This is a genomic window from Pantoea sp. XAF26B01_ASV70 (genome assembly GCF_054512635.1).
In genome coordinates this window covers 2,353,802-2,380,576 of sequence record NZ_CM137251.1, presented here as the reverse complement: position 1 = coordinate 2,380,576, position 26,775 = coordinate 2,353,802, and the positions used below count along the sequence as shown (strand labels likewise).

General features: G+C 55.6%; 31 protein-coding genes. 11 read left to right on the top strand and 20 right to left on the bottom strand.

Annotated features, from left to right (window positions below; translation table 11 throughout):
* Positions 1–231: 231 nt before the first annotated feature.
* Entirely contained in the window at positions 232–1,380 is a 1,149-nt protein-coding gene (gene cfa / locus ACX8ZY_RS11140; RefSeq protein ID WP_045140412.1) for a cyclopropane fatty acyl phospholipid synthase, read from the bottom strand.
* Positions 1,381–1,690: 310 nt separating this feature from the next.
* Positions 1,691–2,893, bottom strand: coding sequence for a purine nucleoside transporter PunC (punC, locus tag ACX8ZY_RS11135; RefSeq protein ID WP_062757543.1), 1,203 nt, complete (start codon positions 2,891–2,893; stop codon positions 1,691–1,693).
* Positions 2,894–3,000: 107 nt separating this feature from the next.
* Between punC and punR the strand changes: the two genes are divergently transcribed.
* The gene (punR, locus tag ACX8ZY_RS11130) at positions 3,001–3,906 is read left to right on the top strand and encodes a DNA-binding transcriptional activator PunR (RefSeq protein ID WP_010245598.1); all 906 of its coding nucleotides are present in this window, start codon (positions 3,001–3,003) and stop codon (positions 3,904–3,906) included.
* Here the strand turns inward: punR and purR are convergent.
* Positions 3,903–4,928: an HTH-type transcriptional repressor PurR gene (purR, locus tag ACX8ZY_RS11125; protein WP_010245595.1), complete on the bottom strand. Its 1,026-nt coding sequence runs from the start codon at positions 4,926–4,928 to the stop codon at positions 3,903–3,905. The two genes, punR and purR, sit on opposite strands and share 4 nt — an antisense overlap.
* 281 nt (positions 4,929–5,209) lie before the next feature.
* On the opposite strand from purR, the gene cydH reads away from it, so the two are divergent.
* Entirely contained in the window at positions 5,210–5,299 is a 90-nt protein-coding gene (gene cydH, locus ACX8ZY_RS11120) for a cytochrome bd-I oxidase subunit CydH (protein WP_010245592.1), read from the top strand.
* Between the two features lie 46 nt (positions 5,300–5,345).
* On the opposite strand, the gene ACX8ZY_RS11115 is transcribed toward cydH, so the two are convergent.
* Complete coding sequence (locus tag ACX8ZY_RS11115) at positions 5,346–6,143, bottom strand: C40 family peptidase (protein ID WP_010245589.1); 798 nt, start codon at positions 6,141–6,143, stop codon at positions 5,346–5,348.
* A 365-nt stretch (positions 6,144–6,508) separates the two neighbouring features.
* Here ACX8ZY_RS11115 and ACX8ZY_RS11110 point away from each other — a divergent pair, with 365 nt between their 5' ends.
* Positions 6,509–6,844, top strand: a complete 336-nt coding sequence (locus ACX8ZY_RS11110) for a Grx4 family monothiol glutaredoxin (protein ID WP_170933470.1) — start codon at positions 6,509–6,511, stop codon at positions 6,842–6,844.
* 43 nt (positions 6,845–6,887) lie between these two features.
* On the opposite strand, the gene rnt is transcribed toward ACX8ZY_RS11110, so the two are convergent.
* From rnt to ACX8ZY_RS11090, 4 genes are all read right to left on the bottom strand, one after another.
* Entirely contained in the window at positions 6,888–7,556 is a 669-nt protein-coding gene (rnt, locus tag ACX8ZY_RS11105) for a ribonuclease T (protein WP_010245582.1), read from the bottom strand.
* Between the two features lie 120 nt (positions 7,557–7,676).
* Entirely contained in the window at positions 7,677–8,084 is a 408-nt protein-coding gene (gloA, locus tag ACX8ZY_RS11100; RefSeq protein WP_010245580.1) for a lactoylglutathione lyase, read from the bottom strand.
* A gap of 116 nt (positions 8,085–8,200) precedes the next feature.
* The gene (gene nemA / locus ACX8ZY_RS11095) at positions 8,201–9,298 is read right to left on the bottom strand and encodes an alkene reductase (protein ID WP_010245578.1); all 1,098 of its coding nucleotides are present in this window, start codon (positions 9,296–9,298) and stop codon (positions 8,201–8,203) included.
* A gap of 50 nt (positions 9,299–9,348) precedes the next feature.
* A complete protein-coding gene (locus ACX8ZY_RS11090) occupies positions 9,349–9,945 on the bottom strand; it encodes a TetR/AcrR family transcriptional regulator (RefSeq protein ID WP_010245576.1) in 597 nt (198 codons plus the stop codon).
* Between the two features lie 174 nt (positions 9,946–10,119).
* On the opposite strand from ACX8ZY_RS11090, the gene ACX8ZY_RS11085 reads away from it, so the two are divergent.
* The 4 genes from ACX8ZY_RS11085 to ACX8ZY_RS11070 all read left to right on the top strand — a co-directional run bounded on the left by ACX8ZY_RS11085 (position 10,120) and on the right by ACX8ZY_RS11070 (position 12,525).
* A complete protein-coding gene (locus ACX8ZY_RS11085) occupies positions 10,120–10,359 on the top strand; it encodes a DUF1289 domain-containing protein (protein WP_010245573.1) in 240 nt (79 codons plus the stop codon).
* A 68-nt stretch (positions 10,360–10,427) separates the two neighbouring features.
* Positions 10,428–11,324, top strand: coding sequence for an aldo/keto reductase (locus ACX8ZY_RS11080; RefSeq protein ID WP_421664960.1), 897 nt, complete (start codon positions 10,428–10,430; stop codon positions 11,322–11,324).
* Positions 11,325–11,408: 84 nt separating this feature from the next.
* The gene (gene sodC / locus ACX8ZY_RS11075) at positions 11,409–11,927 is read left to right on the top strand and encodes a superoxide dismutase family protein (protein ID WP_010245567.1); all 519 of its coding nucleotides are present in this window, start codon (positions 11,409–11,411) and stop codon (positions 11,925–11,927) included.
* A gap of 130 nt (positions 11,928–12,057) precedes the next feature.
* Positions 12,058–12,525, top strand: a complete 468-nt coding sequence (locus ACX8ZY_RS11070) for a hypothetical protein (protein WP_010245563.1) — start codon at positions 12,058–12,060, stop codon at positions 12,523–12,525.
* Here the strand turns inward: ACX8ZY_RS11070 and ACX8ZY_RS11065 are convergent, their stop codons facing one another.
* From ACX8ZY_RS11065 to ACX8ZY_RS11055, 3 genes are read right to left on the bottom strand one after another with little or no spacing between them, the layout of a single operon-like run.
* The gene (locus ACX8ZY_RS11065; RefSeq protein ID WP_421664959.1) at positions 12,526–14,526 is read right to left on the bottom strand and encodes an FUSC family protein; all 2,001 of its coding nucleotides are present in this window, start codon (positions 14,524–14,526) and stop codon (positions 12,526–12,528) included. It lies immediately after the preceding gene.
* Positions 14,523–15,380 carry an efflux RND transporter periplasmic adaptor subunit gene (locus ACX8ZY_RS11060; RefSeq protein ID WP_033767106.1) on the bottom strand — a complete coding sequence of 286 codons (858 nt, stop codon included), beginning with the start codon at positions 15,378–15,380 and terminating at the stop codon, positions 14,523–14,525. Before ACX8ZY_RS11060 ends, ACX8ZY_RS11065 begins: the two co-directional genes overlap by 4 nt.
* Before the next feature lie 5 nt (positions 15,381–15,385).
* A complete protein-coding gene (locus ACX8ZY_RS11055; protein ID WP_010245554.1) occupies positions 15,386–15,622 on the bottom strand; it encodes a DUF1656 domain-containing protein in 237 nt (78 codons plus the stop codon).
* A 150-nt stretch (positions 15,623–15,772) separates the two neighbouring features.
* On the opposite strand from ACX8ZY_RS11055, the gene slyA reads away from it, so the two are divergent.
* A complete protein-coding gene (gene slyA / locus ACX8ZY_RS11050; RefSeq protein WP_010245551.1) occupies positions 15,773–16,210 on the top strand; it encodes a transcriptional regulator SlyA in 438 nt (145 codons plus the stop codon).
* A gap of 40 nt (positions 16,211–16,250) precedes the next feature.
* Here the strand turns inward: slyA and slyB are convergent, their stop codons facing one another.
* Entirely contained in the window at positions 16,251–16,718 is a 468-nt protein-coding gene (gene slyB, locus ACX8ZY_RS11045) for an outer membrane lipoprotein SlyB (protein ID WP_010245548.1), read from the bottom strand.
* Positions 16,719–17,000: 282 nt separating this feature from the next.
* On the opposite strand from slyB, the gene anmK reads away from it, so the two are divergent.
* Complete coding sequence (gene anmK / locus ACX8ZY_RS11040; RefSeq protein ID WP_421665377.1) at positions 17,001–18,122, top strand: anhydro-N-acetylmuramic acid kinase; 1,122 nt, start codon at positions 17,001–17,003, stop codon at positions 18,120–18,122.
* A gap of 46 nt (positions 18,123–18,168) precedes the next feature.
* Here anmK and ACX8ZY_RS11035 read toward each other — a convergent pair whose 3' ends face one another.
* From ACX8ZY_RS11035 to ACX8ZY_RS11025, 3 genes are all read right to left on the bottom strand, one after another.
* Positions 18,169–18,402, bottom strand: coding sequence for a DUF4060 family protein (locus tag ACX8ZY_RS11035; RefSeq protein ID WP_010245542.1), 234 nt, complete (start codon positions 18,400–18,402; stop codon positions 18,169–18,171).
* Positions 18,403–18,630: 228 nt separating this feature from the next.
* Positions 18,631–19,842, bottom strand: a complete 1,212-nt coding sequence (locus ACX8ZY_RS11030; protein ID WP_033757504.1) for a diguanylate phosphodiesterase — start codon at positions 19,840–19,842, stop codon at positions 18,631–18,633.
* A 100-nt stretch (positions 19,843–19,942) separates the two neighbouring features.
* Positions 19,943–20,464, bottom strand: coding sequence for a GNAT family N-acetyltransferase (locus ACX8ZY_RS11025; RefSeq protein ID WP_061901480.1), 522 nt, complete (start codon positions 20,462–20,464; stop codon positions 19,943–19,945).
* A gap of 289 nt (positions 20,465–20,753) precedes the next feature.
* On the opposite strand from ACX8ZY_RS11025, the gene ACX8ZY_RS11020 reads away from it, so the two are divergent.
* Positions 20,754–20,987 carry a hypothetical protein gene (locus ACX8ZY_RS11020; protein WP_010670048.1) on the top strand — a complete coding sequence of 78 codons (234 nt, stop codon included), beginning with the start codon at positions 20,754–20,756 and terminating at the stop codon, positions 20,985–20,987.
* A 151-nt stretch (positions 20,988–21,138) separates the two neighbouring features.
* Here the strand turns inward: ACX8ZY_RS11020 and ACX8ZY_RS11015 are convergent, their stop codons facing one another.
* From ACX8ZY_RS11015 to ACX8ZY_RS11005, 3 genes are read right to left on the bottom strand one after another with little or no spacing between them, the layout of a single operon-like run.
* The gene (locus ACX8ZY_RS11015; RefSeq protein WP_258992125.1) at positions 21,139–22,287 is read right to left on the bottom strand and encodes an MFS transporter; all 1,149 of its coding nucleotides are present in this window, start codon (positions 22,285–22,287) and stop codon (positions 21,139–21,141) included.
* Positions 22,284–22,823, bottom strand: coding sequence for a TetR/AcrR family transcriptional regulator (locus tag ACX8ZY_RS11010; protein WP_158131736.1), 540 nt, complete (start codon positions 22,821–22,823; stop codon positions 22,284–22,286). Before ACX8ZY_RS11010 ends, ACX8ZY_RS11015 begins: the two co-directional genes overlap by 4 nt.
* Positions 22,824–22,826: 3 nt before the next feature.
* Complete coding sequence (locus ACX8ZY_RS11005) at positions 22,827–22,985, bottom strand: hypothetical protein (RefSeq protein WP_158131735.1); 159 nt, start codon at positions 22,983–22,985, stop codon at positions 22,827–22,829.
* Between the two features lie 380 nt (positions 22,986–23,365).
* Between ACX8ZY_RS11005 and ACX8ZY_RS11000 the strand changes: the two genes are divergently transcribed.
* A complete protein-coding gene (locus ACX8ZY_RS11000; RefSeq protein ID WP_010670051.1) occupies positions 23,366–23,641 on the top strand; it encodes a hypothetical protein in 276 nt (91 codons plus the stop codon).
* Positions 23,642–23,755: 114 nt separating this feature from the next.
* Here ACX8ZY_RS11000 and budC read toward each other — a convergent pair whose 3' ends face one another.
* Both budC and glgX read right to left on the bottom strand, forming a co-directional pair.
* Positions 23,756–24,520, bottom strand: coding sequence for a meso-2,3-butanediol dehydrogenase (budC, locus tag ACX8ZY_RS10995; protein WP_010245522.1), 765 nt, complete (start codon positions 24,518–24,520; stop codon positions 23,756–23,758).
* Between the two features lie 126 nt (positions 24,521–24,646).
* Positions 24,647–26,722: a glycogen debranching protein GlgX gene (glgX, locus tag ACX8ZY_RS10990; RefSeq protein WP_045140403.1), complete on the bottom strand. Its 2,076-nt coding sequence runs from the start codon at positions 26,720–26,722 to the stop codon at positions 24,647–24,649.
* Positions 26,723–26,775: the final 53 nt, after the last annotated feature.

The following is a 26,775-nucleotide window of genomic DNA, read 5'->3' as shown; positions in this document are numbered from 1 at the left end:
TAAAAACGCCGGGAGCGTTTTTGAACAACGCAAAGCGTTGGCCCGGCAACGGGCGTACCTCAGGGATGAGGTGCGTAATCGCGTGGGCCGGGCGTGTCAGGGATAACAGGTTTTGCGACTTTCCGATCTGACCCCGTTCCTTGCGCAACGCTCCCTGTTAAAGCAAAACAGGCCCTTCTTTTCAAGTGTTCAGCCGGGGCAGCGCCTTCTTAATTGCCCGCTTTTTAACCCCTACCGCGCCACCCGTAATCCCCCCTCAACGCCGCGACTGAACACGATCTGCCACAGCTGAATATCACGCGCCCGGAAGGCACCGGCACAGGCATTCAGATAATAGGAGAACATCCGCTTAAAGCGTTCGCCATATTTATCGGCCAGCTCTGGCCAGGCCTGCAAAAAGCGTTCATGCCAGGCCATCAGTGTTTTATCGTAGTCTGCGCCGAAGTTGTGCCAGTCTTCCAGAATAAAATGGGGTTCGCTGGCATCGGCCACATGGCGCACCGAAGGCAGGCAGCCGTTGGGGAAGATATATTTATCGATCCAGGGATCGACACTCATATCGGTTTTAATCGCGCCGATGGTGTGAAGCAGGAAAATACCGTCAGGCTTTAAATTACGATCGACCACGTCAAAATAGGTCGCGTAATTTTTCGGTCCGACATGTTCAAACATACCCACCGACACAATACGATCAAACTGCTCATTCAGGTCGCGATAATCCTGCAACAGAATCGTGACGTCTAATCCGCTACAGCGCTGCTGCGCCAGTTTCTGTTGTTCGGCGGAAATCGTTACGCCATGCACTTTAACGCCATAATGACGTGCGGCAAATTCCGCGAGTCCGCCCCAGCCACAGCCGATATCCAGCAGTGTCATTCCGGGTTCCAGCGCTAATTTACGGCATATCATATCCAGCTTGGCTTCCTGCGCCGTCGCCAGTGTCGTCGCCTCTTTCCAGTAGCCACAGGAGTATTGCATGTAGGGATCGAGCATCAGTGAAAAGAGATCGTTGCCCAGGTCGTAATGCTCTTTACCGACAATCCACGCCCGTTTTTTTGACTGCAGATTGGTTAAGCGTGCGGCGGCAATGCGCAGCGTATCTTTGAAGTGATGAGGCAGCTGCTGATCGAGTTTATGTTTAAGTACCTGATGGAAGAAAATATCCAGCCGGTCACACTCCCACCATCCATCCATATAGCTCTCACCGAGCCCAAGAGAGCCCTCCTGCAGAACACGTTTAAAAAAACCAGGATGATTAATATGAATATCCCAGGGACGTGAACCATTAATTTCGATATCCGCTTTTTCCAGCAGTTCATGAACGATGCGATACCAATGGTTTTCTTCGAGGCTCACTTCTTCTGCATAAGATGAACTCATAGATTTTCCACCACCTGTCCAATCTGAACCTGAACAAAGAGTAGCCAATTTATTCAGGCAATGAGAAACGATGCGGATGACTCCGCAAACCGGTTATCTGTGTGATACAGAGGACTGGAACAGCCTGCAGCAGGTCGGGTAAGGTGAGAATAACGCGCGCGAATACCGTCCCGGCAGCAGGGTGCCAATCAGATTATTACGTTATTATATTGTTGATTTATTACAGATTTGTTGACCCGGATGAGTATATGCTCACGCGGGTCAATATTCAATAACTTATTGTTAGGGCGCTAACTAAAAAGTCAGTGTGTTACTGATTATCCTGGCAGGCAGTTTGCGCAGAGGCAACAACAGTTTGTGCGCTTGCGGCACGCTGCATGGCGTAACCCATCAGCGCCAGCACAATTGTCACCGTCATCATCAGTGTGGTGGTAAATAGCGCCTGAGTTAAGCCGGCCGACACCGCCAAACTGGCAGCGAAACAGAGTCCTAACTGCAGTGTATTCTGCAACGCGGCGGCTTTACCGGTAGCGGTCGGAAAGGGCATCAGCGCACTGGACACCACAATCGGATAGATCGCGCCGTTAGCCAGCGCCATACCGCAGAACGGTACCATCAGACTCACCAGCGTGCTGCTGCCAGCAAGCGCAACAGCAAACAGCGCCAGAATGCTCAGGCTGTAGACGGCCAGCAGCCAGGGCAGCAACTGTGCGCCGTTAAAGCGGTTGAGCAGGGTGCGACAGCCGAAGCCACCAATTAAAAAGGCGAGCGTCTGGGGCACATAACTCAGACCGATATCGGCGGGCGACAGACCCAGATCCGCCAGAATAAAGGGCGATCCGGTCAGCCAGGCAAAGAAGCTGGCTGAGCAGGCGGAGTAGATCAGCACGTTGCCGCTGTAGACCCGTGATTTAAGCAGCGTGAAAAAGCCGGGCTGCGCACCTTTTTCTCCCGCGGCCTTGCGCACGGTGGGCAGACGCAGCGTGGTCAGAATCAACGCCACCGCAATCAGGGTCAGCACCAGGAAAATCGAACGCCAGTGGAAGTGGCCGATCAGCCAGGCACCCAGTAGCGGAGCCAGCGCCGGAGAGAGCGCAACCAGCGGCATAATGGTGGCAAAGACTTTGTTAGCGCGCGCTGCAGGGTAGCGATCCACCACCAGCGCCTGCCAGCTTACGGCAGCGGCACAGACGCCAATCGCCTGGACAAAACGCAGCGCCAGCATCAGATAGATATCATTCACCCACAGCATGCCTGCGCAGCCAGCGCCAAACATGGCCAGTCCGGACAGCAGCACCGGTTTACGACCGATGCGATCGGAAAGCGGTCCCCAGAAGAGCTGACCCACGGCGAAGCCGCCCAGGAAGAGACTCATACTGGCGCTGATCAGACCGGGTGAAGTGTTAAAGGTTTGCTGCATCGCACCAAAGGCGGGCAGGTACATATCAGTGGCTAAAAAGCCCAGCATGCTCAGCAGGGCAAGGTAGGGCATAAACCCTTTATTCGACAGCATCTGATTCTCATTTTTGCAGGATAAACGCGGCAGAGTGTAAAAGGTGCGTTTGCTGCTGTGAAACGGTAATATTTGCCGATTGCTGTTAAAATTTTTGAAGGCAGATTATGTGGTCAGAATATGCATTAGAGGTGGTTGACGCTGTCGCCCGTGGAGGAAGCTTCAGCGCCGCCGCGCAGGAGTTACATCGGGTGCCCTCTGCCATCAGCTATACGGTGCGTCAGCTGGAAAACTGGCTGGCGGTACCGCTGTTTGAACGGCAGCATCGCGAAGTGGTTCTGACCCCGGCGGGTGAGCATTTTGTCCGGGAAGGGCGCAGCGTCATCAAAAAAATGCTTGCCACCCGGCGACAGTGTCAGCAGCTGGCTAACGGCTGGCGCGGCCAGCTAAGCATAGCCGTTGACCGTATCGCTAAACCTCAGCGCACCCGACAACTGGTCAAAGATTTCTATCGCCACTTTCCCGATATGGAGCTGATTATCAGCTATGAAGTCTTTAACGGCGTCTGGGATGCGCTGGCCGATGGCCGGGTGGAAGTGGCGATTGGTGCCACTCAGGCGATACCGGTGGGCGGACGCTTTGCTTTTCGGGATATGGGCACGCTTAACTGGCGCTGCGTGGTTGCGCCCGACCATCCTCTGACACAGGCGAGCCAGATAGATGATGACACGCTGCGGAGCTGGCCCTCCCTTGTGCTGGAAGATACTTCTCGCGCACTGCCGCGTCGTATGACATGGACGCTGGATAACCAGCGCCGGCTGGTGGTGCCGGAGTGGCAAACCGGGCTGGAGTGCGTGCAGGCGGGATTGTGTGTGGCGATGGTGCCCGGTCACCTGGCCAGGCCACTGCTCGACAGCGGCGAGCTGGTTGAACTGACGCTGCCGGTGGCGTTTCCGGACAGTCCATGCTGCGTCAGCTGGGCAGAAGATCGCGCATCACCCGCGACAGGCTGGTTGCTCAGCTATCTGGGTGATGCGCAAACGCTTAATCAGGAGTGGTTAAGCGAGCATTAACGGCGATAGTCGCGGAACGGGCCATCGGCCACGGAACGGCGCTCAATCAGCGTGGGATGGACCTCAATCGTTTGTGACACTTCGCGCTTACTGGTAATGCGGTCCAGCAGCATTTCCAGCGCTTTCTCACCCAGCTGGGCTTTAGGCTGATGCACCGTGGTCAGGGCCGGTGCAAAATAGCGGGCGTTGCGCACGTTGTCATAGCCGATCACCGAAATATCCTGGGGGACGCGCAAACCCATCTCGTCGGCGGCGCAAATCGCGCCCATCGCCATGATGTCACCGCCACAGAACACCGCCGTCGGACGCTGCTTCTGCGACAGGATCTGCTGCATCGCCTGATAGCCCGACTCCGGCTCAAAGTCACCCTGCACAATCCACTCGGCGCGTGGCTGAATACCCGCTTCTTCCATCGCCTTCAGGAAACCGGCATGACGTCCGCCACCGGTGTTACGCTCCATCTGGCCGGGGATTGCACCAATATCCCGGTGTCCGCGTTCAATCAGATAGCGTCCCGCCAGATAGCCGCCCTGGAAAGCATTATCCAGTACCGTGTCGGTGAAGTCGGCGCGCGACTCGCCCCAGTCCATCACCACCATCGGGATATTGCGGTTCTCTTCCAGCATCTGCAGCAGATCGTCCGGATATTCAGAGCACATCACCAGCAGCCCATCGACGCGTTTCTGCGCCATCATGCTGAGATAGGCGCGCTGTTTTTGCAGATCGTTATGCGCATTACCCAGAATCAGCGTATAGCCTTTGTCAAAGCAGTGATTTTCAACCGCTTCGATAATTTCAGCGAAATAGGGCGCTTCGCTGGAGGTGGCAAGCAGGCCCAGCGTTTTGGTGTGGTTCACTTTCAGGCTGCGCGCCACGGCGCTCGGCGAGTAGTGCAGTTCTTTAATCGCCTGCCAGACCGCGTTGCGCGTCTCTTCAGCCACAAAGCGGGTTTTATTGATGACGTGCGAAACGGTGGTCGTTGAGACGCCAGCGCGTTTCGCCACATCTTTAATTGTTGCCATGAAAATCGGACTCCGGTGCTTATCTAACTCTATGATAAGCGTAGTGTTAAACGTTTGCGTCTGCTCAGGGTTTTTTCCGCAAAAATGCAGCTTTTAAGGCCAGTCAACAGGCCGCTGGCGGCGTAAAAGCGCCTGAAAACGTGCGCAAACGGAATCAGGGTTGCGCGCGTTGCGCAACAAAGGCGGGATTCTAACAAGGCTGAACGGATAAAACGAGATTTTTACCGGGCCCTGTGGGAAAATGCGATACCCCTACTGATTGTGTGACTAAGGAGCAAGCAATGAGTACCGATCTTAAACTGGCTTTAATGACCACCGCGGGCTGTCTGCTGATGATTGTGGCCTTTAGTTTTACCGCTATTCTGCACTAAAAAAAAAGCCGGGATTATCCCGGCTCTCTTCTGGTTGTTCTGCTGCTCAGCGTATGGTTTTTGGCGTCATCACCCGACGGGCACCAATATAGTGGCGCTGCCAGTAATCTTCTCCTAAAGCGCTGATCTGAATATCTTTGCCGGTGCGTGGCGACTGGATAAACTTGCCATCACCCAGGTAAACGCCGACATGGTCCGCAGTACCACGACCATTGATACGGAAGAAGACCAGATCGCCTTTCTCCAGCGACTCACGCTTGATCGGCGCGGCGTCACGCAGGTGGTACATCTCGTTAGCGGTACGTGGGATCTTAAACTTCACCAGATCTTTATAGGCGTACCAGACCAGGCCGCTGCAATCGAAACCGGTATGGGGAGAGGTGCCGCCCCACTGATAGGGTTTACCCAACTGACCCATCAGCTTGGTCATCGCGGTTTCGCGGGCCTTCTGGTAGCGCTGACGGTGAGATTTGCTCATCTTAATCGTGCCGGTCTCGCTGGTGGTGACCTCAGCGGTTTTCAGCAGGCGCTGATGACCATAACGTTTTTTCTCTTTGTTCTTACTGAGACGGGCGGTTTTTAGCGAGGTCTTCTTAGCAGGCGTCTGTTTCGCGGTGAGTTCGACTTTTTTCAGTTTTTTTGTTTTTAGTTTTTGAACCGGGCTGAGGCGAGTCTTTTTCGTCACCGTTTTGACCGGGCGACGCTTGCGACGCTCATCGTCGCGCGCACTCTTTTTCTCTGCTTTATGCGTACTGACGTTCACCGGCGCGTGAGGCGACGCAGCGGCGATGTTGAAAAACAGTTGCGCAAAGGCCAGCATGAAAAACGTAATGATTAAACGCATAGTCCGTTGATTAGTTAAGTTGTCAGGGCCACTACGCACCGCGACAAAGTTGAGATTAATCTGATCCAGGATCAGCGCCCAGGCCATTCTAGTCCAGTTCTTTTAAAAACTGTAATGCCTTTTAATATTAATCTTTGCAACCCACGCAATTGTGCTGAAAATGAACATTTTCAGCGTCTTATATCAACGAAATTATTACGAATTATTAATCTGTTACCTGCTGTTAATAATCAGGAATTCAGGTGTTCCGGAGCAGGACTTAACAATGATGGCGATTTAATCGGGCAGCGATCAAAATCTCGTTTTCAGTCACGCTGCGAAGTCGCTACAATAAACAAACACGATGTGACGAATTAAGGAAGGCAATTATGAGTACTGTAGAAAAAATTCAGCGCCAGATCGCAGAAAACCCGATCCTGCTGTACATGAAAGGTTCCCCGAAACTGCCAAGCTGCGGTTTCTCTGCACAGGCGGTGCAGGCGCTGTCAGCCTGCGGTGAGCGTTTTGCTTACGTGGATATTCTGCAGAACCCGGACATTCGTGCCGAGATGCCGAAATTCGCTAACTGGCCAACTTTCCCGCAGCTGTGGGTCGATGGCGAGCTGGTCGGTGGATGCGACATCATCGTTGAGATGTTACAGCGTGGTGAACTGCAGACGCTGATCAAAGAGACCGCAGAAAAATTTAAAGAAGCAGAATAAAAAAAGGCCGACATCACGTCGGCCTTTTTCATTGCGGCATCCCTTATGCGGATGTCGTGGCTTCTGCATCGCCTTCCGCGAAGGGCAGTGGCCAGCCGCCTAACCGTTTCCAGCGGTTCACCAGCTCGCAGAACAGCGTTGCCGTCTGCTGAGTGTCATAGAGCGCAGAATGCGCCTGCGTACTGTCAAACTCCATGCCCGCCGCAATACAGGCCTTCGCCAGCACCGTCTGCCCTAAAACCAGCCCGCTCAGGGCCGCGGTGTCAAAGGTGGCAAACGGGTGAAACGGGTTGCGCTTCAGGCTGGCTCGTTCCGCCGCCGCTGACATAAAGTTCAGGTCGAAGGTGGCATTGTGCGCCACCATGATGGCGCGATTGCAGCCGCTGTCTTTAATGCCCTTGCGCACCATTTTGAAAATGGCGTGCAGCGCCTCATATTCACTGACCGCGCCGCGCAGCGGATTGCTGGGATCGATGCCGGTAAAGGCCAGGGCTTCGGGATGCAGCAGCGACCCGACAAAAGGTTCGACGTTGAAATGCAGCGTCTGGTCAATCTGAATCCATCCCTCTTCATCCATCTTCAGCGTGATAGCGGCAATCTCCAGTAACGCATCGGTTTGCGCATTGAAACCCGCGGTTTCAACGTCGATCACCACCGGATAGAAGCCACGGAAACGTTGATTGAGTGCATTAGGGGAATTCGATTCAGACATCAGGATCTCGTTGCAGAAAAAGGGCAGCGCGTATTATGGCAAAAAACGGGGCCGGGTGCAGCAGATGAAGCGCAGAGAAGGGGATTCAGCCCACCCGACCGGGCAGGCTGACAGGCAGGTTTAGTTGCCGAGGCCGTTACCGGCATCTTTGTTTTCGATCAGCTCGATTTTGTAACCATCGGGATCTTCAACAAAGGCAATAATGGTGGAGCCGCCTTTAACCGGGCCAGCTTCACGCGTCACATTGCCGCCATCTTTGCGGATACGTTCGCAGGCCGCTGCTGCGTCATCAACGCCCAGCGCAATATGACCATAGGCATCACCGAGGTCATACTTATCGACGCCCCAGTTGTAGGTCAGTTCGATCACCGCACCTTCGCTCTCGTCGGTGTAGCCAACAAATGCCAGGGTATATTTGTATTCGGTGTTTTCGCTCTGACGCAACACGCGCATGCCCAGCACACGGGTGTAGAAATCGATTGAACGTTGCAGATCGCCAACGCGCAGCATGGTATGAAGTAAACGCATAACATCCTCTTTTAAATAAAACGCCATCGCCCGATGACTCAGGCGCTAAGTATAGCGATGAAAATCGCTATTGAATAATGGCTGCCGTCATCATCCCGGACGGCAGCCCGAACCGGTTACAGCGTTGGGTAGTCGATATAACCTTCCGCGCCGCCGCCGTAGAAGCTTTCCGGACGCTGTGGATTGAGTGGGGCGTCCTGCTGCAGACGCTCAACCAGATCCGGGTTAGCAATGTAATCGCGACCAAACGCAACCGCATCGATCAGACCGCGACCAATCAGGTCATCCGCTTTCTCAACGGTATAGGCACCGGCACCAATGATGGCACCCGGGAAGAGATCACGCACTTTCTGACGGAAAGCGTCGGTATAAGGCTGACCGCCGGCCCAGTCTGGCTCAGAGAGGTGCAGATAGGCGATGTTGCGTTTTGCCAGCTCGCCGATATACCACAGCGCCGCTTCCTCTTCATCCGGGCCGTTGTCCAGATTCTGGAAGCTGCCGATAGGTGAGACGCGAATACCAATGCGATCGGCTGACCAGTTAGCGATCACCGCATCAACCACTTCCAGCGCAAAGCGACCGCGTTTTTCGATGCTGCCGCCATATTCATCAGTACGCTGGTTTGAGCCTGGTGCCAGGAACTGGTGCATCAGGTAACCGTGCGCCGAGTGCAGCTCAAGCAGGTCAAAGTCCGCTTCACGCGCGTTGGCCGCAGCCTGGCCAAAATCTGCCACGATCTGCTTAATCTCTGGCACTGTCAGCTCACGCGGCGTTGAGGTATCTTCGCGATAGACGCTGCCATCTTCAGCACGCAGTGAGGTACGGGTGCCAGCGGCAATCGCCGATGGAGCAACCGGTGCTTTGCCTTCCGGCTGCACGCTGTTATGTGAGATACGACCGGTGTGCCATAACTGTACTGCGGTGTGACCGCCAGCCTGATGCACGCCTTCGTTAATCGCTTTCCACGCTGCAATCTGTGGCTGAGTATGTAAGCCTGGCGCACCGGCATAGCCTTTCGCCTGGAAAGAGATCTGGGTCGCTTCGGTGATGATCAAACCGGCGCTGGCGCGCTGGCGATAATATTCAGCCATCATCGGGGTAGGGATGTCGCCTGGCTCAATGCTGCGCAGACGGGTCAGTGGCGCCATAAATACGCGGTTTGGGACGGTAATTGCACCGACTTTTAGCGGACGAAACAGCTGGGTACTCGCCATAATAGCTCCTGATTAGTAGACCAGTCGTCTACAAACATGTTTTTTAAAAATCAGCGGCGTTCAAGCCACTGTTCGATGGTACTCAATGCCAGACGCAGTGGCTGCGCCTCGCGGGAAATTTTGCTCTGCAGACTGGCACCCAGCCACAGCAGCGACAGCAATTCCGCCATCTGCGCGGGGGGCTGCGGCAGGCTCAGCGACTCCTGCTGCTCTGCGGCAATCAGGGTCCGGGCGTAGAGTGCCGTGATCTTTCCGGCACCCTGCTGCAGTGCATCACGCATTGGTTCTGAGAGATCGCACACCTCAGCGGAAACTTTGACGCCCAGACAGCCTACGATGTGGCCCTGCTGAACAAACAGATCAACGGCAGCACGAAAGTGGTTAAGCAGACGCTCACGCGGCGTGCCTTCGGTCTGGTTAAGCTGCAACGCCACATCCTGCAGGAAACGCGCAAAATAGCGCTCCAGTAACGCCACGCCAAACGCCTCTTTAGAACGGAAGTAGTAGTAGAAGGAGCCTTTCGGCACCGCCGCCTGCGTCAGCAGTTCGCTGAGGCCCATTCCGGTAAAGCCGCGTTGCAGACAGAGTTGCTCACCTGTCTGGAGCAGGTGTTCGCGGGTTTCGTTGCGTTGTAGCGTCTTATTCATGGCAGTGAGATTAGTAGACCAGTCGGTCTAATGCAACGCAACCCTCTCTATTTGGCACAGAGTGTTCACTCCTGAGTCAAAGAACAGGATAATTCTGACTGGGTGGGGCTTACTTCCTGCGCAACCAGGCTACGCTTTTTACTGGACTGTTTATTCTGTGAATCCGGAGGCGTGGTGGCCGAGCAGCTTGAGTTTTTCCCGGTTCCCAGCCCCTGTCGCGGCATCTGCCAGACGGATGCGCGCGGCTACTGCCTGGGATGTTTACGCAGCCGCGATGAGCGGTTCAACTGGCTGCGCTTCAGCGATGCGCAAAAGCGTGAGGTCATTCGTCTTTGTCAGCAGCGGCGTCAGCGTCTGCAACGGCAACAGAAAGGTGAGGAGCCACACGCGCCACAACAGCCGGAGTTATTCTGACGACTTTGCGCTTTCCGTTATACTCTCTGACACGCTAATTTCAGCCAACGCGCAACAGGGAGAACGTCATGTTAGAACCGCAAGCCATCGCTTCACAGGGGCCCGATTTTTCACCGCTGGTCATGGGGTACTGGCGTCTGATGGAGTGGGGGATGTCGCCACAGGAACGGGTCGCCTTTATTGAGCACCATGTGAGGCTCGGCATCACCACCGTTGACCATGCGGACATCTACGGTGACTACCAGTGTGAGGCGGCGTTTGGCGAGGCACTGAAACTGGCACCCGGCTTGCGCGACCAGCTACAGATTGTCACCAAGTGCGGCATCGCCACCCGCGCCCAGCCTGAGCATCAGATAGGCCACTACATTACCGACAAACGTCATATCCTGCAGAGTGCTGAAAACTCACTGCGCCATATCCATACCGACCGTCTCGACCTGCTGCTGATCCATCGTCCCGATCCGCTGATGGAGGCTGACGAGGTGGCCGAAGCCTTTATGGCGCTGCATCACAGCGGCAAGGTTCTGCATTTTGGCGTCTCTAACTTCACACCATCACAGTTTTCCCTGCTGCAATCCCGTCTGCCGTTCTCGCTGGTGACAAATCAGCTGGAGATCTCACCGGTGCAGCAAAATGTGCTGCTGGATGGATCGCTGGATCAGTGTCAGCAGCTGCGTATTCGTCCGATGGCCTGGTCCTGTCTGGGTGGTGGTCGCCTGTTTAACGATCCCCATTTCCAGCCGCTGCGTGACGAACTGGAAGCCGTGCGGCAGGAAACCGGTGCCACCAGCCTGGATCAGGTGGTCTATGCCTGGATACTGATGCTGCCATCGCGCCCGCTGCCAATCATCGGCTCAGGTAAAACGGCGCGGGTCAGCGAAGCCGCCGGAGCACTGAACTTATCCCTGTCGCGTCAGCAGTGGTTCCGTATTCGCAAGGCGGCGCTGGGATTTGATGTGCCCTGAAGCGTAAAACTGCGTCAATCTCCGGCAAAATAGTGCAACAGCGACCAGACTTATCTCAAACCCTGGTATGCAAATGGAGTCACCATGAAAATGAAAGCAGTTGCCCTATTCGCGCTGATCGCCTGCGGTTCAGCACAGGCTGCCAGCGAGCAGGTTACGATCCATCAGGTTACCGCTGAAGGGATTGGGAAATCGCTGGGCACCGTTAAGATTGACGAGACACAGTATGGTCTGCAGTTCACGCCGGATCTGCAGGGCCTTCAGCCGGGCATTCATGGTTTCCATGTTCATGCTAAAGGCAGCTGTGAACCGGGCGAGTCTGAAGGCAAAGTGGTCGCCGCCGGTGCGGCGGGTGGTCACCTTGATCCAGCCAACAGCGGCAAACATCTGGGGCCTTATGCAGAGGGGCACCTGGGCGACCTGCCCGCGGTCTATGTCGATGACAAAGGCAGCGCCACTTATCCGGTGCTGGCGCCGCGTCTGAAATCGTTAAAAGAGATCAAAGGCAAAGCGCTGATGGTGCACGTCGGCGGTGACAATCATGCTGACCATCCTAAACCGCTGGGCGGTGGCGGGGCACGCTACGCCTGCGGTGTAATCTGAGTTTCCGGGCGGCAGGCGATGGCCGCCCGCTTTTCTCCTGCCTGTTTATGAATTGTTGTACCATCCCTGACATTTCCCCCCTATGATATTGATTCAGGTAAGAAAGCGTGATGGGGAAAGGAGCAGGAAAATGAAATTCAAGGGCGCATTACTGCTGTGTCTGCTGCTGGTGGGATGCGATAAACCCAATGATACGCAACTGGTCACCGAAACCGGACGCGAACTGCAGCGCACCATCGATACCAACCCAATGCGTATCACCTGTGAAAAGATCGCGAAGGGTCGTGAATGGCTGAGCCGCAACATGGTGCGTAAGCTGGAAGCGCAGGGTTGCGATCAGGTCTTTCGCAGCGCCACCGAAACCAATTTCACGGATAGCACTATCTATCGCCGCACCATGACGATGGTGTGCGGTGGCATTCATGGTCAGAGTTTTACCGGTACCGAACTGACACGCCGGTTTATCTTCTCACCCGATGAGAAAGTGCTGGTGATTGAACCGATGACCGAAATGGATAAAACCCGCTTCGAAGGCCATAAAACGCTGCAACAGCTGCAGGATGATTTTAACCGGCAACAGCAGCAATATTGCCAGTGATCACTCCGGTACCGCCTGCTTCAGCTGTGCCAGTGAACAGCCTAACCGCCAGATAATCCCCGCCAGCTCGCTGGCCTCGTTGCTTTCCAGTGCCAGTAACGCGGTGATGGTCTCCTCCAGTTGCGTCAGCATTCGATCCAGCGAGCTGTGGCGCACGCCGCGGCTGCTGATAATCTGCTGTAAGTCTTGCAGGCAGTGATCGCGAAACCCCATCAGTGCGGCTGAACCGGCGCGCCATTCACGCAGCTGCCAGACGATATGCGAGCAGTTGAGCAGCACCACGCCCCAGCGCAGTAGCCAGACGCGAGCCTGCTCATCCCGGCTGTGACTGAGCTGGCTGATACGGTGGTAAATCTGCGATTCGAAGCGGCTCTCACTGAGCCGGGGCCGCTGCCGCAGCTGATCGAGAAACGCCAGCCGCAGCGCCCGGATATGCCGTCGGCTGCGCCGCGCATCGGAGCTGGGTCGCAGAATCTGGAACGCCAGCCAGGCGAGCAGCACCCCGCAGACTTTGGCGATGTTATCGTTAAAGAAGTCCTGATAATCCCATGTGGGCGGATTAGTCACCGCGATAAACGAGCCCATAAAGACGATGAACTGTCCCCACATCCCGGCGCGCTGTTTCTGTTGCAGCTTAAAGAGTTGCAGCGTCACCAGCAGCGGGAACAGAAACAGCAAAAACTGCCACAGCTGACTGATCTGCACCATCAGCCCAAACTTCATCACAAAACTAAACGCAAACAGCCACAGCAGGGTCTTCAGCAGCAGCGTGACGCTGCCGCCAGGTGAAGGTGATGAAGCGTAGAGCACACAGGCAATGGCGGTTAAGGTGAGCGCGGCGGCACCGGAAGACCATTGCGTATTGATCCAGAAGGCGCAGCCCAGCACGATAACGCAGAAGGTACGCAGGGCGCTCCAGCCCGCCTCGGCGCTGTCACTGTCGCGCGCCAGCGCCGGAACCGGCGGTGGCTGAAAACGGGTGTCGGCATCGGCGCGATCCAGCAGGCGGATCCAGCGCAGCACGTTGAGGTACATCCAGCAGAAGTAGCGCAGCCGCTGACAAAAAGCGCGCTGCCGGTAGTCGCCATCCGCTGCCGGGGTCACGCTGCGCAGTATTTGCGCCAGACGATATTTATCACACGCCGGTTTCGCCAGCTCCGCCAGCAGTTGTTGCAGCGCCTCAAACAGCGCCTCTGGCGCGTCGGGCCAGTTCAGCAGCATGCGTCGCAGGCTGGAGAGCACGCTGGTGAGTCGCAGCTGCTGGTGCAGCACATAGTTCAGCACGTTGTTCTGTCGGCGAAAGCGGTAGTGGCTCCAGAACGCCTGAATTCGCAGCAGATTCATGGTCAGGATCTGGCTGATGACATTTTCATGCGCGGTCCGGATGGTCTCGCTGGCTGAGGGCTGCAGCAGTAACACCGCATGTTCCAGCAGCCGGGCATGCATCTGTTTCAGTGAGATAATCAGCGTCTCACCATCGGAAGTACTCGGCAGTACCATCATCATCAATCCGGCGCAGAGAATGCCGGAGATCACCTCGCAGACCCGTGCCTGAGCGATAGTCCATAGCGAGGTGATATCGGTGATATTAACGCTGCTAAAGGCGATGATGGCGGCGGTGTAGCCCGCCAGCGAAAAGGCGTAGGCAACGTTATTCTGGTAGTGATTCGCTATGCCGGTACAGAGCGCCAGCCAGCCGGCAATGGCAAAGGTAAACAGCCACGGCTCATTAAGCGTATGTCCGGCGATCAGCAGCGCAGCGCTGGCCCCCATCAGACTGCCAACGATGCGCCCCAGACTTTTACTGATCGCGCCGCCGACGGTGGGAAAACTAATCACGGCGGCAGAGGTCATTGCCCAGTAGGGCTCATCCAGATCCAGTGCGTAGGCGATGCTCAGCGCCAGACACATCGCAATAGCGTTGCGCAACGCATAGCGCCACTGGCCGGCGTTCGCCTTAATCCAGGGCAGTTGATCCCAGGCCAGCCACTGAAAATTCATGGCTGGATGGTGATGGTGCAGCTGGTTCCCGCCACCAGCTCTGCATCGGCAGGAAGCGGGTCGAGACGAATACGCACCGGCACTCGCTGCGCCAGCCGCACCCAGGGCACGTTAGGTTTGATATCGGGCACCAGGCCGCTGTCGGTCTCAATGCTCTGGTCATAGATGGCGCGGCCAATGCTATCCACCTGACCCTGCAGCCGCATGCCATTGCTGTAGAGCACCACCTGGGCCGCTGCGCCTGGGTGAATATGGCGCAGTTTGGTCTCTTCGAAGTAGCCCATTACGTAGTAAGAGTGGCTGTCGACCAGGGCAAACAGAGGCGAACCCGCGGTGGCATAGTTGCCGGGACGCAGCGTCAGATTGGTGATCCAGCCATCCGCCGGTGCGGTCAGCGTCGTCTGCTGCAGATTCCAGCGTGCCCGTTCCCACTCCGCCTGTGCCGCTTTGGTGCTGGCGGCCGCCGCGCCGGCGCTTAATCGCGCGGCATCAAGGTCCTCTGCGGAGATGATGTTGCGCGGCAGGCTGCTGCGACGGTTAAATTCATGCTGCGCTTTCGCGAGATCCGCCTGCGCTTTGCTGAGCTGGGCGGCGGCATTGTCGAGCGCGATCTGCCATGGCACCGGGTCCAGCGTTAACAGCTGCTGGCCCTGATGCACAAACTGATTGTCTTTGACCTTCAGTTGCGTAATCCGGCCCGACACCTGAGGCGTGATATCCACCAGCTCTGCCCGTACTTTCCCGTCACGGGTCCAGGGCGACTGCATGTAGTAGTTCCAGAGCCAGCCACCAGCCAGCAGCGCCAGGGCAAACACAATCAGCGTGGAGAAGTATTTTACCGCGTTAAATTTCATATCGATTATCCGTGACCGATGAGCCAGAGTGCGGCGGTAACGCACAGCACAAACAGGGAGAGATCAAACAGGGTGGGATGCCAGACATCGCCGGAGTAGATCCAGCCACGCACCAGAGGGTGGATCAGCAGCCAGAAAAAGAAGCCGAGGATCACCGCTTTGAATATCGGCGGGAAAAACAGTGAGGCGCCCACCACCAGATCGGTCAGCGGATTCGCACCTGAAAAAGCAGGAGTGAGCACGTGATAGCATCCTTCGTTAACCCAAACGTCAGAGTGAAAGCGCTGCCACGTTATCGTGGCCTGGTCCGGGATTTGTAATTTGTCCTGTAAACTCGCAGAATAGTGTAAAATCTGGCTTGATAGCTAGCAAGCTAATTATAAGGAGATGAAATGGATACGCCCCTCGGAACGGATTTATCTCGCCTGGTGCGCATCTGGCGCGCGTTGATTGATCAGCGGCTGAAGCCGCTTGAGCTGACTCAGACTCACTGGGTGACGTTGCACAATATTCATCAACTGCCGCCCGAACAGTCGCAGATTCAGTTAGCCAAGGCGATTGGTATTGAACAGCCTTCGCTGGTGCGCACGCTGGATCAGCTGGAAGAGAAAGGATTAATCACCCGTTCGACCTGCGCCAACGATCGTCGTGCCAAGCGCATTAAGCTGACGCAGCAGGCCGAGCCGATAATCGAACAGGTTGAGAGTGTGATTGATGAGACGCGGGACGACATTTTGTCCGGCATCAGTCGGGAAGAGATCAGTCAGATGGTGACGCTGATCGCCCGGCTTGAGAAAAACATTCTCGAACTTCAGCATAAAGAGAAATAAAAAAACCGACGCCCAGGCGTCGGTTTTTTGTTTAGCTTCATTAGCGAGGTGAAACCGTCACCTGGCTGCCGTTGGATGCCATCACAACACGCTGGCCAACAGAGTAACGCGTGGCGGCCTGTTTCTGAACCACCATGATGGTGTTGCCATCATCCTTACGGATTTCCAGCTCAACGCCATCGGTTTTATTGACTGCGCCCTGTACGCCCTGGCCTGCTACGCCACCCAGAACCGCACCACCGGCTGTCGCCAGGCTACGTCCGCTGCCGCCACCAATGGTGTTACCCAGGAAGCCACCCAGCACCGCACCACCGATAGCACCGATGACATTGCTCTCATCGCCGCCCTGGATTTTCACCGGACGTACTGAGACTAAGGTACCGTACGAAACGCTCTGCACCTGCTTAGCTTCACTGGCACTGTAGGTATCACCCGACAGCGTACTGGTATTGCTACAACCTGCCAGCATCACACCGGCCAGAGCGACCACAATTACACGCTTAATCATTTGAAACTCCTTTAGTCGAGAAGGTGCCACGTTTACCGCTGTATCCTGCTCACAGTATAAGACACAAACCTGGCAAATTAATCCCTGTCCGAATAAAACACGGCTGGACGAAGCATAGACTATGCAGGATCAACAATAATTCAATCGTGGATTAAAAATAGTCCCATTACGTTATCAGTCAGCACGATTGGATAAAAAGAATTTAATCATAGAATTAGCGATCATTATTTGTCAGGCTAACCGCAGATGAATCGCACCTCCCGCCGGAAGTAAGGAATGGCTATGAAATCAGGACGCTATATTGGGGTAATGTCAGGCACCAGCCTGGATGGAGTGGATGTGGTGCTGGCTGCCATTGATGAAAATATGGTGGCGCAGCAGGCGAGCTACTGCCATCCGATGCCACCAGAACTGCGTCAGGCGATTCTGGCGATATGTCAGGGACAGTCCCTGACGCTGTCGCAGCTCGGCCAGCTTGATACCCGCCTCGGCCAGCTGTTTGCTGAAGCGGTAGTGACATTAATGAAGCGCGAATCGCTTGAAGCCAGCGATATCACGGCGATTGGCTGTCATGGTCAGACCGTCTGGCATGAGCCACAGAGTGACGCACCCAATACGCTGCAGATTGGCGATCATAATCAGATCGTGGTGGCCACCGGCATCACCGTGGTAGGGGATTTCCGCCGCCGTGATATGGCGCTGGGCGGGCAGGGCGCGCCGCTGGTGCCTGCCTTTCATCAGGCGCTGCTGATGGATGCTACGGAACGCCGCATGGTGCTGAATATTGGCGGCATCGCCAATCTCTCGCTGCTGATCCCGGGTCAGCCGGTGCGCGGCTTCGATACCGGCCCCGGCAATATGCTGCTGGACGCCTGGATCTGGCGTAATCAGGCTCAGCCGTATGACAAAGATGCGCAGTGGGCGCGCAGCGGGTCGGTGATTCCGGCACTGCTGGAGGCGCTGCTACGTGAGCCCTGGTTTGCGTTGCCGCCGCCGAAAAGCACCGGGCGCGAACATTTCAACCTCAGCTGGCTGGAGCAGCATCTGCGCTATTTCCCGGGTCTGGCTGCGCAGGATGTGCAGGCTACGCTGGTCGAGCTGACCGCCATCACCATCACGCAGCAGGTGTTACTCAATGATGGCTGCGACCGTCTGCTGGTATGTGGCGGCGGCGGCCGCAATCCGCTGCTGATGGCACGACTGGCAGCCCATCTTCCGGGAACGGAAGTAACGACTACCGATGCGGCGGGTGTCAGTGGTGACGATATGGAAGCGCTGGCGTTTGCCTGGCTGGCTTTCCGCACGCTCTCCGGCCTGCCAGGTAATCTGCCTGCGGTGACGGGCGCACGGGAAAAAAGCGTGATTGGCGCAATTTTTCCGGCGAATTCACTCTATCGACGCTAAGCAGTGAGTCGGGGGCAATCTGCCCCCGCAGGATGACAGGCGGCCGTCAGGCGGCGCCGGAGAGATGCGTCAGGTTGCGAACGCCAGTAATCACCGAGGCAACCATGGTTTCACGTCGGGTAATCACCTCAACCTGATAAAACCGGCTGCGGTAGGCGATGGAATAGATAACGGGATGGTACTTATTACCTTCTCCGTAGCGGGAGTAGTGCGCTTCAAGCGCACGAGTCGCTGCGAGAATATGGGAGGGTTCTTTATCACCGCGGATGATTTGCTTCATTCAGTTCCTCAAATGCTGTCCCTGGAGTCACGTCGCACGCATGGCGCGTAGCGCTGGCCTAAACACTGAACATCTGACTGCTAAACATTTAATCACTGACTGGGTAATGACTGACTCTGCCGCGGGAAGATGACAGAAAGATGATCCCCGGGGCTGTTAACTATTTAGCAGCCACCGGGTGATCCAGCAAGGCAGGAAATTGCAAATTCATCCAAATTGCAGAGGCGGTCAGATCAGCTCCGGCCAGGCTACGGCCGCAACGCCATTGAGTACAGGTTTTGAGAACAGAAAGCCCTGAAACTGGGTCACGCCTGCCGCTTCAAGCCACATCCACTCTTCCGGCTGTTCAATACCCTCGGCGATAACACCGATCTCCAGCGAGGAGCAGCATTTCAGAATGGCATGAATGATCGCCTGCTTCGGCCCACTTTTATGCACATCAGCGATGATGGTTCGGTCGATTTTAATCTTGTCGGGCTGAATGCGCGTCAGCAGCGACAGGCCGGCAAAACCGGCACCGAAATCATCCAGCGCCAGGCTGATGCCGGCCGCCTTCAGCTGCCTGATGGCGGCTTCAAAGGCCTCAGGCTGCGAGATAATTTCATTCTCGGTGAATTCAACCATGATCTGCTCTGGCACCAGTCCCTGCGCAGCAATCTCATCCAGCAAAAACGGGACGGCGTCGGGCACTTCCACCAGCGTCATCGGCAGCAGATTGATCGACAGAGTCATGCCCTCAATCCCCAGCTGCTTCGCCTGGGCGAAGGCGATCTTTTTCGACCTCAGATCGAGCTGATAGAGCTGCTCACGTGACAGTCGGGCAAAATAGTCGAGCGGCGATTCTCCCTGCGGGCCGCGCAGCAGCGCTTCCAGCGAGACGATTTCGCAGGCGAAGGGGTCAACGATCGGCTGAAAAGCAAAGCTGACCTCATCCGCAGCCACCAGCGATGCGTTGCCTTCACGCTGTTCTGACTCGTCACAGATAAACGTCCAGCCGCTGGCGGCCGGGATCTCAAAATAGTTCTCTTTTTCCCGCGCTTCGACAAAGGTGCGCAGGAACTGCAGTGCGCGATCGGCATAGGTCAGCTGATACTTTGTGGTGCACTTTGCCAGCACCGCCTCCAGTACCGTCTCTTTATCATGCAGCCGCAGATCGAACAGCTCCATACCGACGTGGCCAAAACGGCGTGCCGGGGCGTAATCGCGCAGCAGTTCGACCAGATTATGGTGGCGTGGATCCTGGCAAATCCGGCTGTAAACTGCATTGACCGCCGCCTCCGGACCTTCCAGCAGCTGGAAAAAATGCGTGCCATTGAATAATAAAATTCCGGTGACGCTTGAGGATTTATTGATTTTATTCGCTTTCCGCGCCAAACCATTCAGGATCTCAAGCGGCACATGTTCAGTAATGTGGCTGCGATAGATGATTGTCGACAACATAAAGGTTTCCGGAATTTTTTATTTTTTGTTATGGCACCTTACCAGAAGCTTCTTCCGGGGAAAACGAGGGCCAGTACGTCTTTCTCACTCTGACTCTGTTTTAATCAACCGGCAGCGTGGTATTGCCCGTTCCCAGAGAGCGCTGCATAAAAACGGTATCCAGCCAGCGACCCTGTTTAAAACCTACCGAGCGCAGGATACCTGTCATCTCAAAGCCTGCGGCGCGATGTACGGCAATCGAGCCCTGGTTCTCGCTGTCGCCGACGTTGGCGATCAACTGGCGGAACCCTGCCTGCTCAGCCCAGCGGATTACATGGTTTAACAGGCGCGAACCGACTCCGCGCTTCTGAAATCCGGGATCGATATAAATTGAGTCCTCCAGCGTATGCCGGTAGGCATGGCGCGGGCGATAAGGCGTCAGATAACAGAACCCACGCACTTCTCCGTCGCTGACGGCGATAAACCACGGCAGGCCCGCCTGCTGAATCTTCCGCATCCGCTCGCCAATCTCTGCCGCGTCGGGCGGCACTGTCTCAAATGAGCCGGTGCCGTTAAGGACATGCCAGGCGTAGATCTGCTGAATCGCCGTGATGTGGCGTTCATCTGCCTCAAAAATTTCCATTATGCGGTTTTGCCCCGAAAGTCTGCACCTGGTGGAAAAACAACGGTATAGCGGGCGATGTGAGGGCGCAATATAAATATTACGCGCTCATGAAATTTTATGAGTGCGTCGTTCGGCAGGATTATTCCTGGCAGGAAGCAGATAAAAAATCACGTCGGTTTAGTGCCACTACTGAATGGTAATTAAGCCTATTCTGAAAACAGCGTCAGCCGGATGATCCGGGCCGGCATTAAGGCTATTATCTTCGCGGTTCTGATGGGGTTGATTTATTAAATGGAGGCGCAGCGTGATGCGATTTGTTGATTTTCTGAATAGTAAGCAGGGGCTGCGTGCAGCAAGAAATCACTGCTTTGAATTAAATGGTGTGGTACTGGGCCATTTTACTGCGTTATTCCTGCATGATAACCAGATTATCTTTACCAAAGATGGTAAGCAGTGTGCTGTGCCTTATTATCTGGGTCCCGAAGAAGATTTGCTTCAGCAGAAAATAAATCCACGCATTAAAAATATCCGCGCGATCTGAACGGATGCCGCGATGAGTTTATCGCTTCAGCCATAACACCTGCGTAATATTTCCTCATTCTCCGGGCGATAATATTGGCACTGTCTGGTAAATAGCATCGACGCTATTTCTAACTTCCCTGTTTTCTGCCAACCCATTCGTTTACGCCTGCTTATTTAGCCGACTCGCTGCTGTTCTGCGCGGGTGCAATAAACAGCAACAGCAGGGCGCTGACCGCAAACAGCGTCAATGCCGTACTGGCACCCAAAGAGGCGTAGAGCTGACCAAACAGCAGCGATCCCGCTACCTGGCCCACCGCCAGCATAAAAAACAGGATGCCGACGCCGGTCGCCGGATCTTCAGCAGTGGCGCGTGCGCCCCACACCAGCAGCACGCCCGATAGCGTGACGTAACCTGCGCCACAGCAGGCAACCGCGATCGCTAAACCGGTGGATTCGCCCCGACTCCAGGCCAGCACCAGCAGTGGCACTGCCATCCCGCACAGTGAGAGCCGGTATACACCCTTCAGCCCGATACGGGCAGCGACCGGGCCGGTTGCCGCACCCACGATGCCTGCTCCTCCGGCAATCAGCCAGAGTAAGCGGGCGGTCTCTTCATCCACACCGACATGCTGTCGCAGCAGCGCTGACCCAAAGCTCCACCAGGCTGCACTGACCAGACCCGAAATCAACGCAATACTCATCAGCCGATGCATGGAGCGGCGATACAGCCTCTGGTGCCAGTGACGCACTCTGGTGGGACGGCTGGCGGCGTCACCCGATAACACGCGCATCACCGGCAGCACACAGGCCAGCGACAGCAAAGCGAACAGCAGACAGGCGGCACGCCAGCCGCCGGGCAGAACGCTCAGGATGACTACCGTCAGGATAATGCCCGCGCTGGTGCCGGCATTGATCAGGGTATTGATGCGCGGCTGACCCGCAGCAGGAATTCGATCACTTACCGCCGCCGCCAGTGCGGGTGAAGCCAGACCGGCACTCAATCCGGCAATAAAGAGTCCGGCCGCCAGCAGCAGCGTTGATGAGGCACAGGCGAGCAGCAGCAGACCCGCCGTCGCACTGAGTGAGGCCAGCAGCGCCGTCAGCCGGGTGCCATAGCGATCCGCCAGCGCGGCTGCGGTAAGAATGGTGAGGCAATATGCCACAAAGCTGCAGGCTGACAGCATACCCGCCTGCTGCGGGTTGAAGGGGATCTCCGCTGAGATAGCGGGCAGCATCAATCCCCATGAGAAGCGCGCCATGCCATAGGTCACGGCGATCAGGCTGAAGCCGGTCAGCGCCAGCGCGATGGGCGATCTCATCCTGTCGCCCTGTTCTGAAGCAACTGACTGACGACCTGCGCCGCCTGTTGAGCAGCGACGGGACCGGTAATCAGTGCCGTGGTAATGGCACCCTCAAAGAGTATCCAGATAGCATCGCTCAGCGACTTGTCTTCAGCACCGCGCAGATGCGTCACACAATGGGTGATATAAGCCCGCATCGTGGCCCGGAAGGCAAGCGCCTGAGCGGCCAGTTCGCTGTCCCGCTCGGCATACTCTCCCCAGGCTTTCAGAAAAAAGCAGCCCCGGGCACCGTTCGCCTCCGTCCACTCGCCCAGTACCCTGAACAGATGCGCTATCGCATCAGGCTGTTGCGGTGGCAGCAGATCGGCCATAAAGCGCTGCTCGCGCGCGTCGAGTACCGCTGCGGTCAGCGCTTCGCGTGAGGCGAAGTGATGATAAAGCGTGCGGGTAGAGACGCCCGCTTCGCGACAGATATTGTCGGTGCTGGTGGCGTGGAAACCGTGGGTGTAGAAGAGCCGCTCGGCGGCCTGGATGATATCGTTTCTCTTTTTCATGCTTTAAAAGTAAACCGATCGTTTTACTTTTTCAAGCCGGTCGCTGTTAATTACGCCCGCTGGTATTGATAAATCCCTGATGCCAGGGGAGCTGGCGTTCCGCTTAAAGGCACGCTGTACACCGCTTTCACTCTTATTCAGGTTCAGTTTATCAATACTCATAAATACCCCTGCGGGGGTGATATTTTTCAGCTTCTGCTCTAATCATATCTGAGTAGCGCGTCACCTCTGGCGCGCAGATTGATTTTATAAGCTATTGTTTTTAAGGTGTTGTTTTGATTTTTTCTTTTTTAGTGATGCATTAGCAGTATAAATGTAAGCGGGGCGACAGAGAGGGTGAGGGCGTTACAGCGCGTGGAATGCCTGAAGCGATATAAGCAATGAAAAAGGGCATATTCTCAAAGTCAGCCAGACTTACGCAATAAAGTGGTTTTAGGGATAATTCTCAGTTAGTTTAATAAAGCTTCAGATTACAAAAAAAACCTCTTACGAATTTTGGTTCGTTTTTTAAGATACATACAGCAACTATCAGGATGACTACCATGCTCAAAGCCAGCTACTATTATCTGTGCCCGCGTCCCATGGGTGGATGGATTTTACACAAAGAAGGTTGCGTTAATCTGTCAAAGAACGATAAACGCGTTTTTATTGGTTCGCTTTATACCCGCCAGCAGGCGCTGGCCGTGGCGAAAGTTCATCACGCTAATGCCATACTCTGTAATGCCTGTCTGAGCACTTTTATTTGCCCGACCAGCAGCAGCACGGCAATTAAACCGGCACGCGCGGCAACGCCAACCCGCCATACGCCAAAACATTAATTTGTATGCAGGCAGTTATTGTTCTGCTGTGGCAGAAGGATAATAAAGGGAATTAATGCTGCGGGCCGGTTAGAATAAAAAAAGGCAGCGTAAAGACGCTGCCCTGTTCTTTATTTAAGCCTGTTTAGGCTGGCCATTTGAAGCGGTAATTCCGCCATCAACCGGCAGATTAACGCCGGTAATATAACTGGCTTCATCGCTGGCAATAAAGAGAATGGCACGGGCGATATCATCCGCTTCACCGGCCCGGCGCAGTGGAATACGGTCGTAAAAGCGCTCCAGCAGCGCCTGATCCTGTTTGGCATCTTCGGTCAGATCGGTAAAGGTAAAGCCGGGACAGATTGCATTGACCCGTACGCCATCTGCGCCGTAGTCCATCGCCAGCGCACGGGTGAAGTTGGTAATCGCCCCTTTAGCCGCGTTGTAGATGCTCATGCCCCAGTCGCCGCCTAAACCGGAAACGGAAGAGATGTTAACCACGTTGCCTTTGCTCTTTAACAGGGCAGGCATGAAATAGTGTACGCCGTGGAAAACCCCATCAAGGTCAGTTTTCATCAGGGTTTTCCATGCGTCGAGGTCGACTTCATGGATGCGGCCCTGCACGATGACGCCGGCGTTATTTACCAGTACGTCAACACGGCCATACTTCTTCAGCACGGTTTCTGACAGCTGTTTAACCTGTGCGGCTTCTGAGACGTCGCAGGCAGCCACCAGGTGATCGCCTGGCGTCATGTCGGCCAGCGTCTCTTCCAGTTTCTGCGCGGTACGGCCCACCAGCACCACTGATGCACCCTCTTCAGCGAAGCGTTTTGCGCTGGCTTCGCCAATGCCGGATCCGGCACCTGTCACAACCACAACTTTCTGCGTAAATCTGGACATTATGCCTCCTTTTCAGCATCAATTCTCACTGTTAACAACCGGTTAAGCCTGGCAGCGATCGCCAGAAACACAAGCGCAGCGCGAAATGCGCTGCGCCAGATGACTGCTTTTTAACCGGGTGAGCGGCTATGGACGTCTGAACAGGGCGAAGCTGCGTCCTTCCAGTTCGAAATCCTTCTCTTTGGTGATCACCAGACCGCGCTTCTCGGTGTCGCTGGTGGTCAGTTCCAGCACCCAGCCGCCTTCACCAAACTGCGGGATCTGGAACGGTACATTGCCTTCAAACGGATTGAACAGCATCAGGACGTCGTGCCAGATGCCTTCCTCGGTCTGGAGGTCCGGTCGGCCGATATAAACCCCCAGCGTTGAGCCTTCGTCCCACTGCTCAGCCTGCTGGAAGCCGCCACCGGCGTTAAACCATTTGATATCCATGCCATCACGCCAGTTTTCACGGCGCAGTAACGGCTGCTGAGCACGTAACGTCAGGATCTGGCGGGTGAACTCGCGCAGCGCCTCGGCAGATTCCGGCAGGTTATCCCAGTGTACCCAGGAGATTTCGCTGTCCTGGCAGTAGCCATTGTTGTTGCCCATCTGGCTGCGGCCAAACTCGTCGCCCGCCAGCAGCATTGGCGTACCGTGTGAGAAGATCAGCGTGGCGAGGAAGTTGCGCTTCTGACGCTCGCGCACCGCGTTGATGCCTTCATCATCGGTCGGGCCTTCAACTCCGTAGTTGTAAGAGCGGTTGTCGTTGTGGCCGTCGTTGTTGTCTTCGCCATTCTCCGCGTTATGTTTGTCGTTGTACGACACCAGATCGTTGAGGGTGAAGCCATCGTGCGCGGTGATAAAGTTGACGCTGGCCCATGGACGACGACCGTGCTGATCGTAGAGATCGCCGGAACCCAGCAGGCGGGCGGCAAAGTCTGTGGAGACGTTGTTGCCTTTCCAGTAGTCACGCACCGTATCGCGATACTGATCGTTCCATTCTGCCCAGCCTGGCGGGAAGCTGCCCACCTGATAGCCGCCCGGACCGATATCCCAGGGTTCACCAATCAGCTTTTTCTGCGACAGGACCGGGTCCTGCATGATGGCATCGAAGAAGCCGCCGCGCGGGTCAAAACCATCAGGCTCGCGACCGAGAATGGTACCCAGATCGAAACGGAAGCCGTCGATATGCATTGATTCTGACCAGTAACGCAGCGAATCGAGCACCATCTGCAGCACACGCGGATGCGAGGTGTTGACGGTGTTACCGGTACCGGTGTCGTTGATGTAATAGCGATGCTGGTCTGGCAACGTACGGTAATAGGAGAAGTTATCGATGCCTTTAAACGACAGCGTTGGCCCCAGCTCATTCCCCTCGGCGGTGTGGTTGTAAACCACGTCGAGGATCACCTCAATACCGGCATCATGGAAGGCTCGCACCATGTCACGGAAGCCCTGAATGCCGCGCGGCCCAAAGTAGCGGGTGGCGGGGGCAAAGAAGTTCAGCGTGTTATATCCCCAGAAGTTTTTCAACCCTTTATCCAGCAGGTGCTGGTCATCCGGGAACCAGTGTACCGGCAGCAGTTCGACCGAGGTAATGCCCAGGCTTTTGATGTAGTCGACGGTCGATTTGTGGCTCATGCCGTCAAAGGTGCCGCGCATTTCAGGTGGCAGGGCGGTGTTGAGCTGCGTGAAGCCCTTAACGTGGGTTTCATAGATGACGGTTTTCGGCCACGGCACATTCGGGCGGTTTTTATCCTGCCAGTCGAATTCGTTGGGATCGATCACCCGGCACTTTGGCGTAAACGGCGCGCTGTCGCGGCTGTCGAAGGTCAGATCTTTATCGTCATGATAGAGATCGTAAGCGAAGTGCGCCTCGTTCCACGCGATGTCTCCCGCCAGTTCACGGGCGTAGGGATCGAGCAGCAGCTTGTTCGGGTTAAAGCGATGACCATTTTCCGGGTCATAAGGGCCATAAACGCGATAGCCATAGAGCGCGCCGGGCTGCAGGCCTGGAATATAGCCGTGCCATACTTCATGGGTATATTCCGGCAGCTCCAGACGGGCAATTTCCGTTTTACCACTGGGATCGTACAGACAGAGTTCAACCCGCTCGGCGTGGGCGCTGAACAGGGCGAAGTTCACGCCCTGACCATCAAAGTTGGCCCCCAGTAAATGGCTGTATCCCGCCGTAATTTCAAAACGCTGACTGTTTGACATTTATGCCTCGTTATTCAATGAACAGATTGACGCGTAATAAAAAAAGTTCTTTC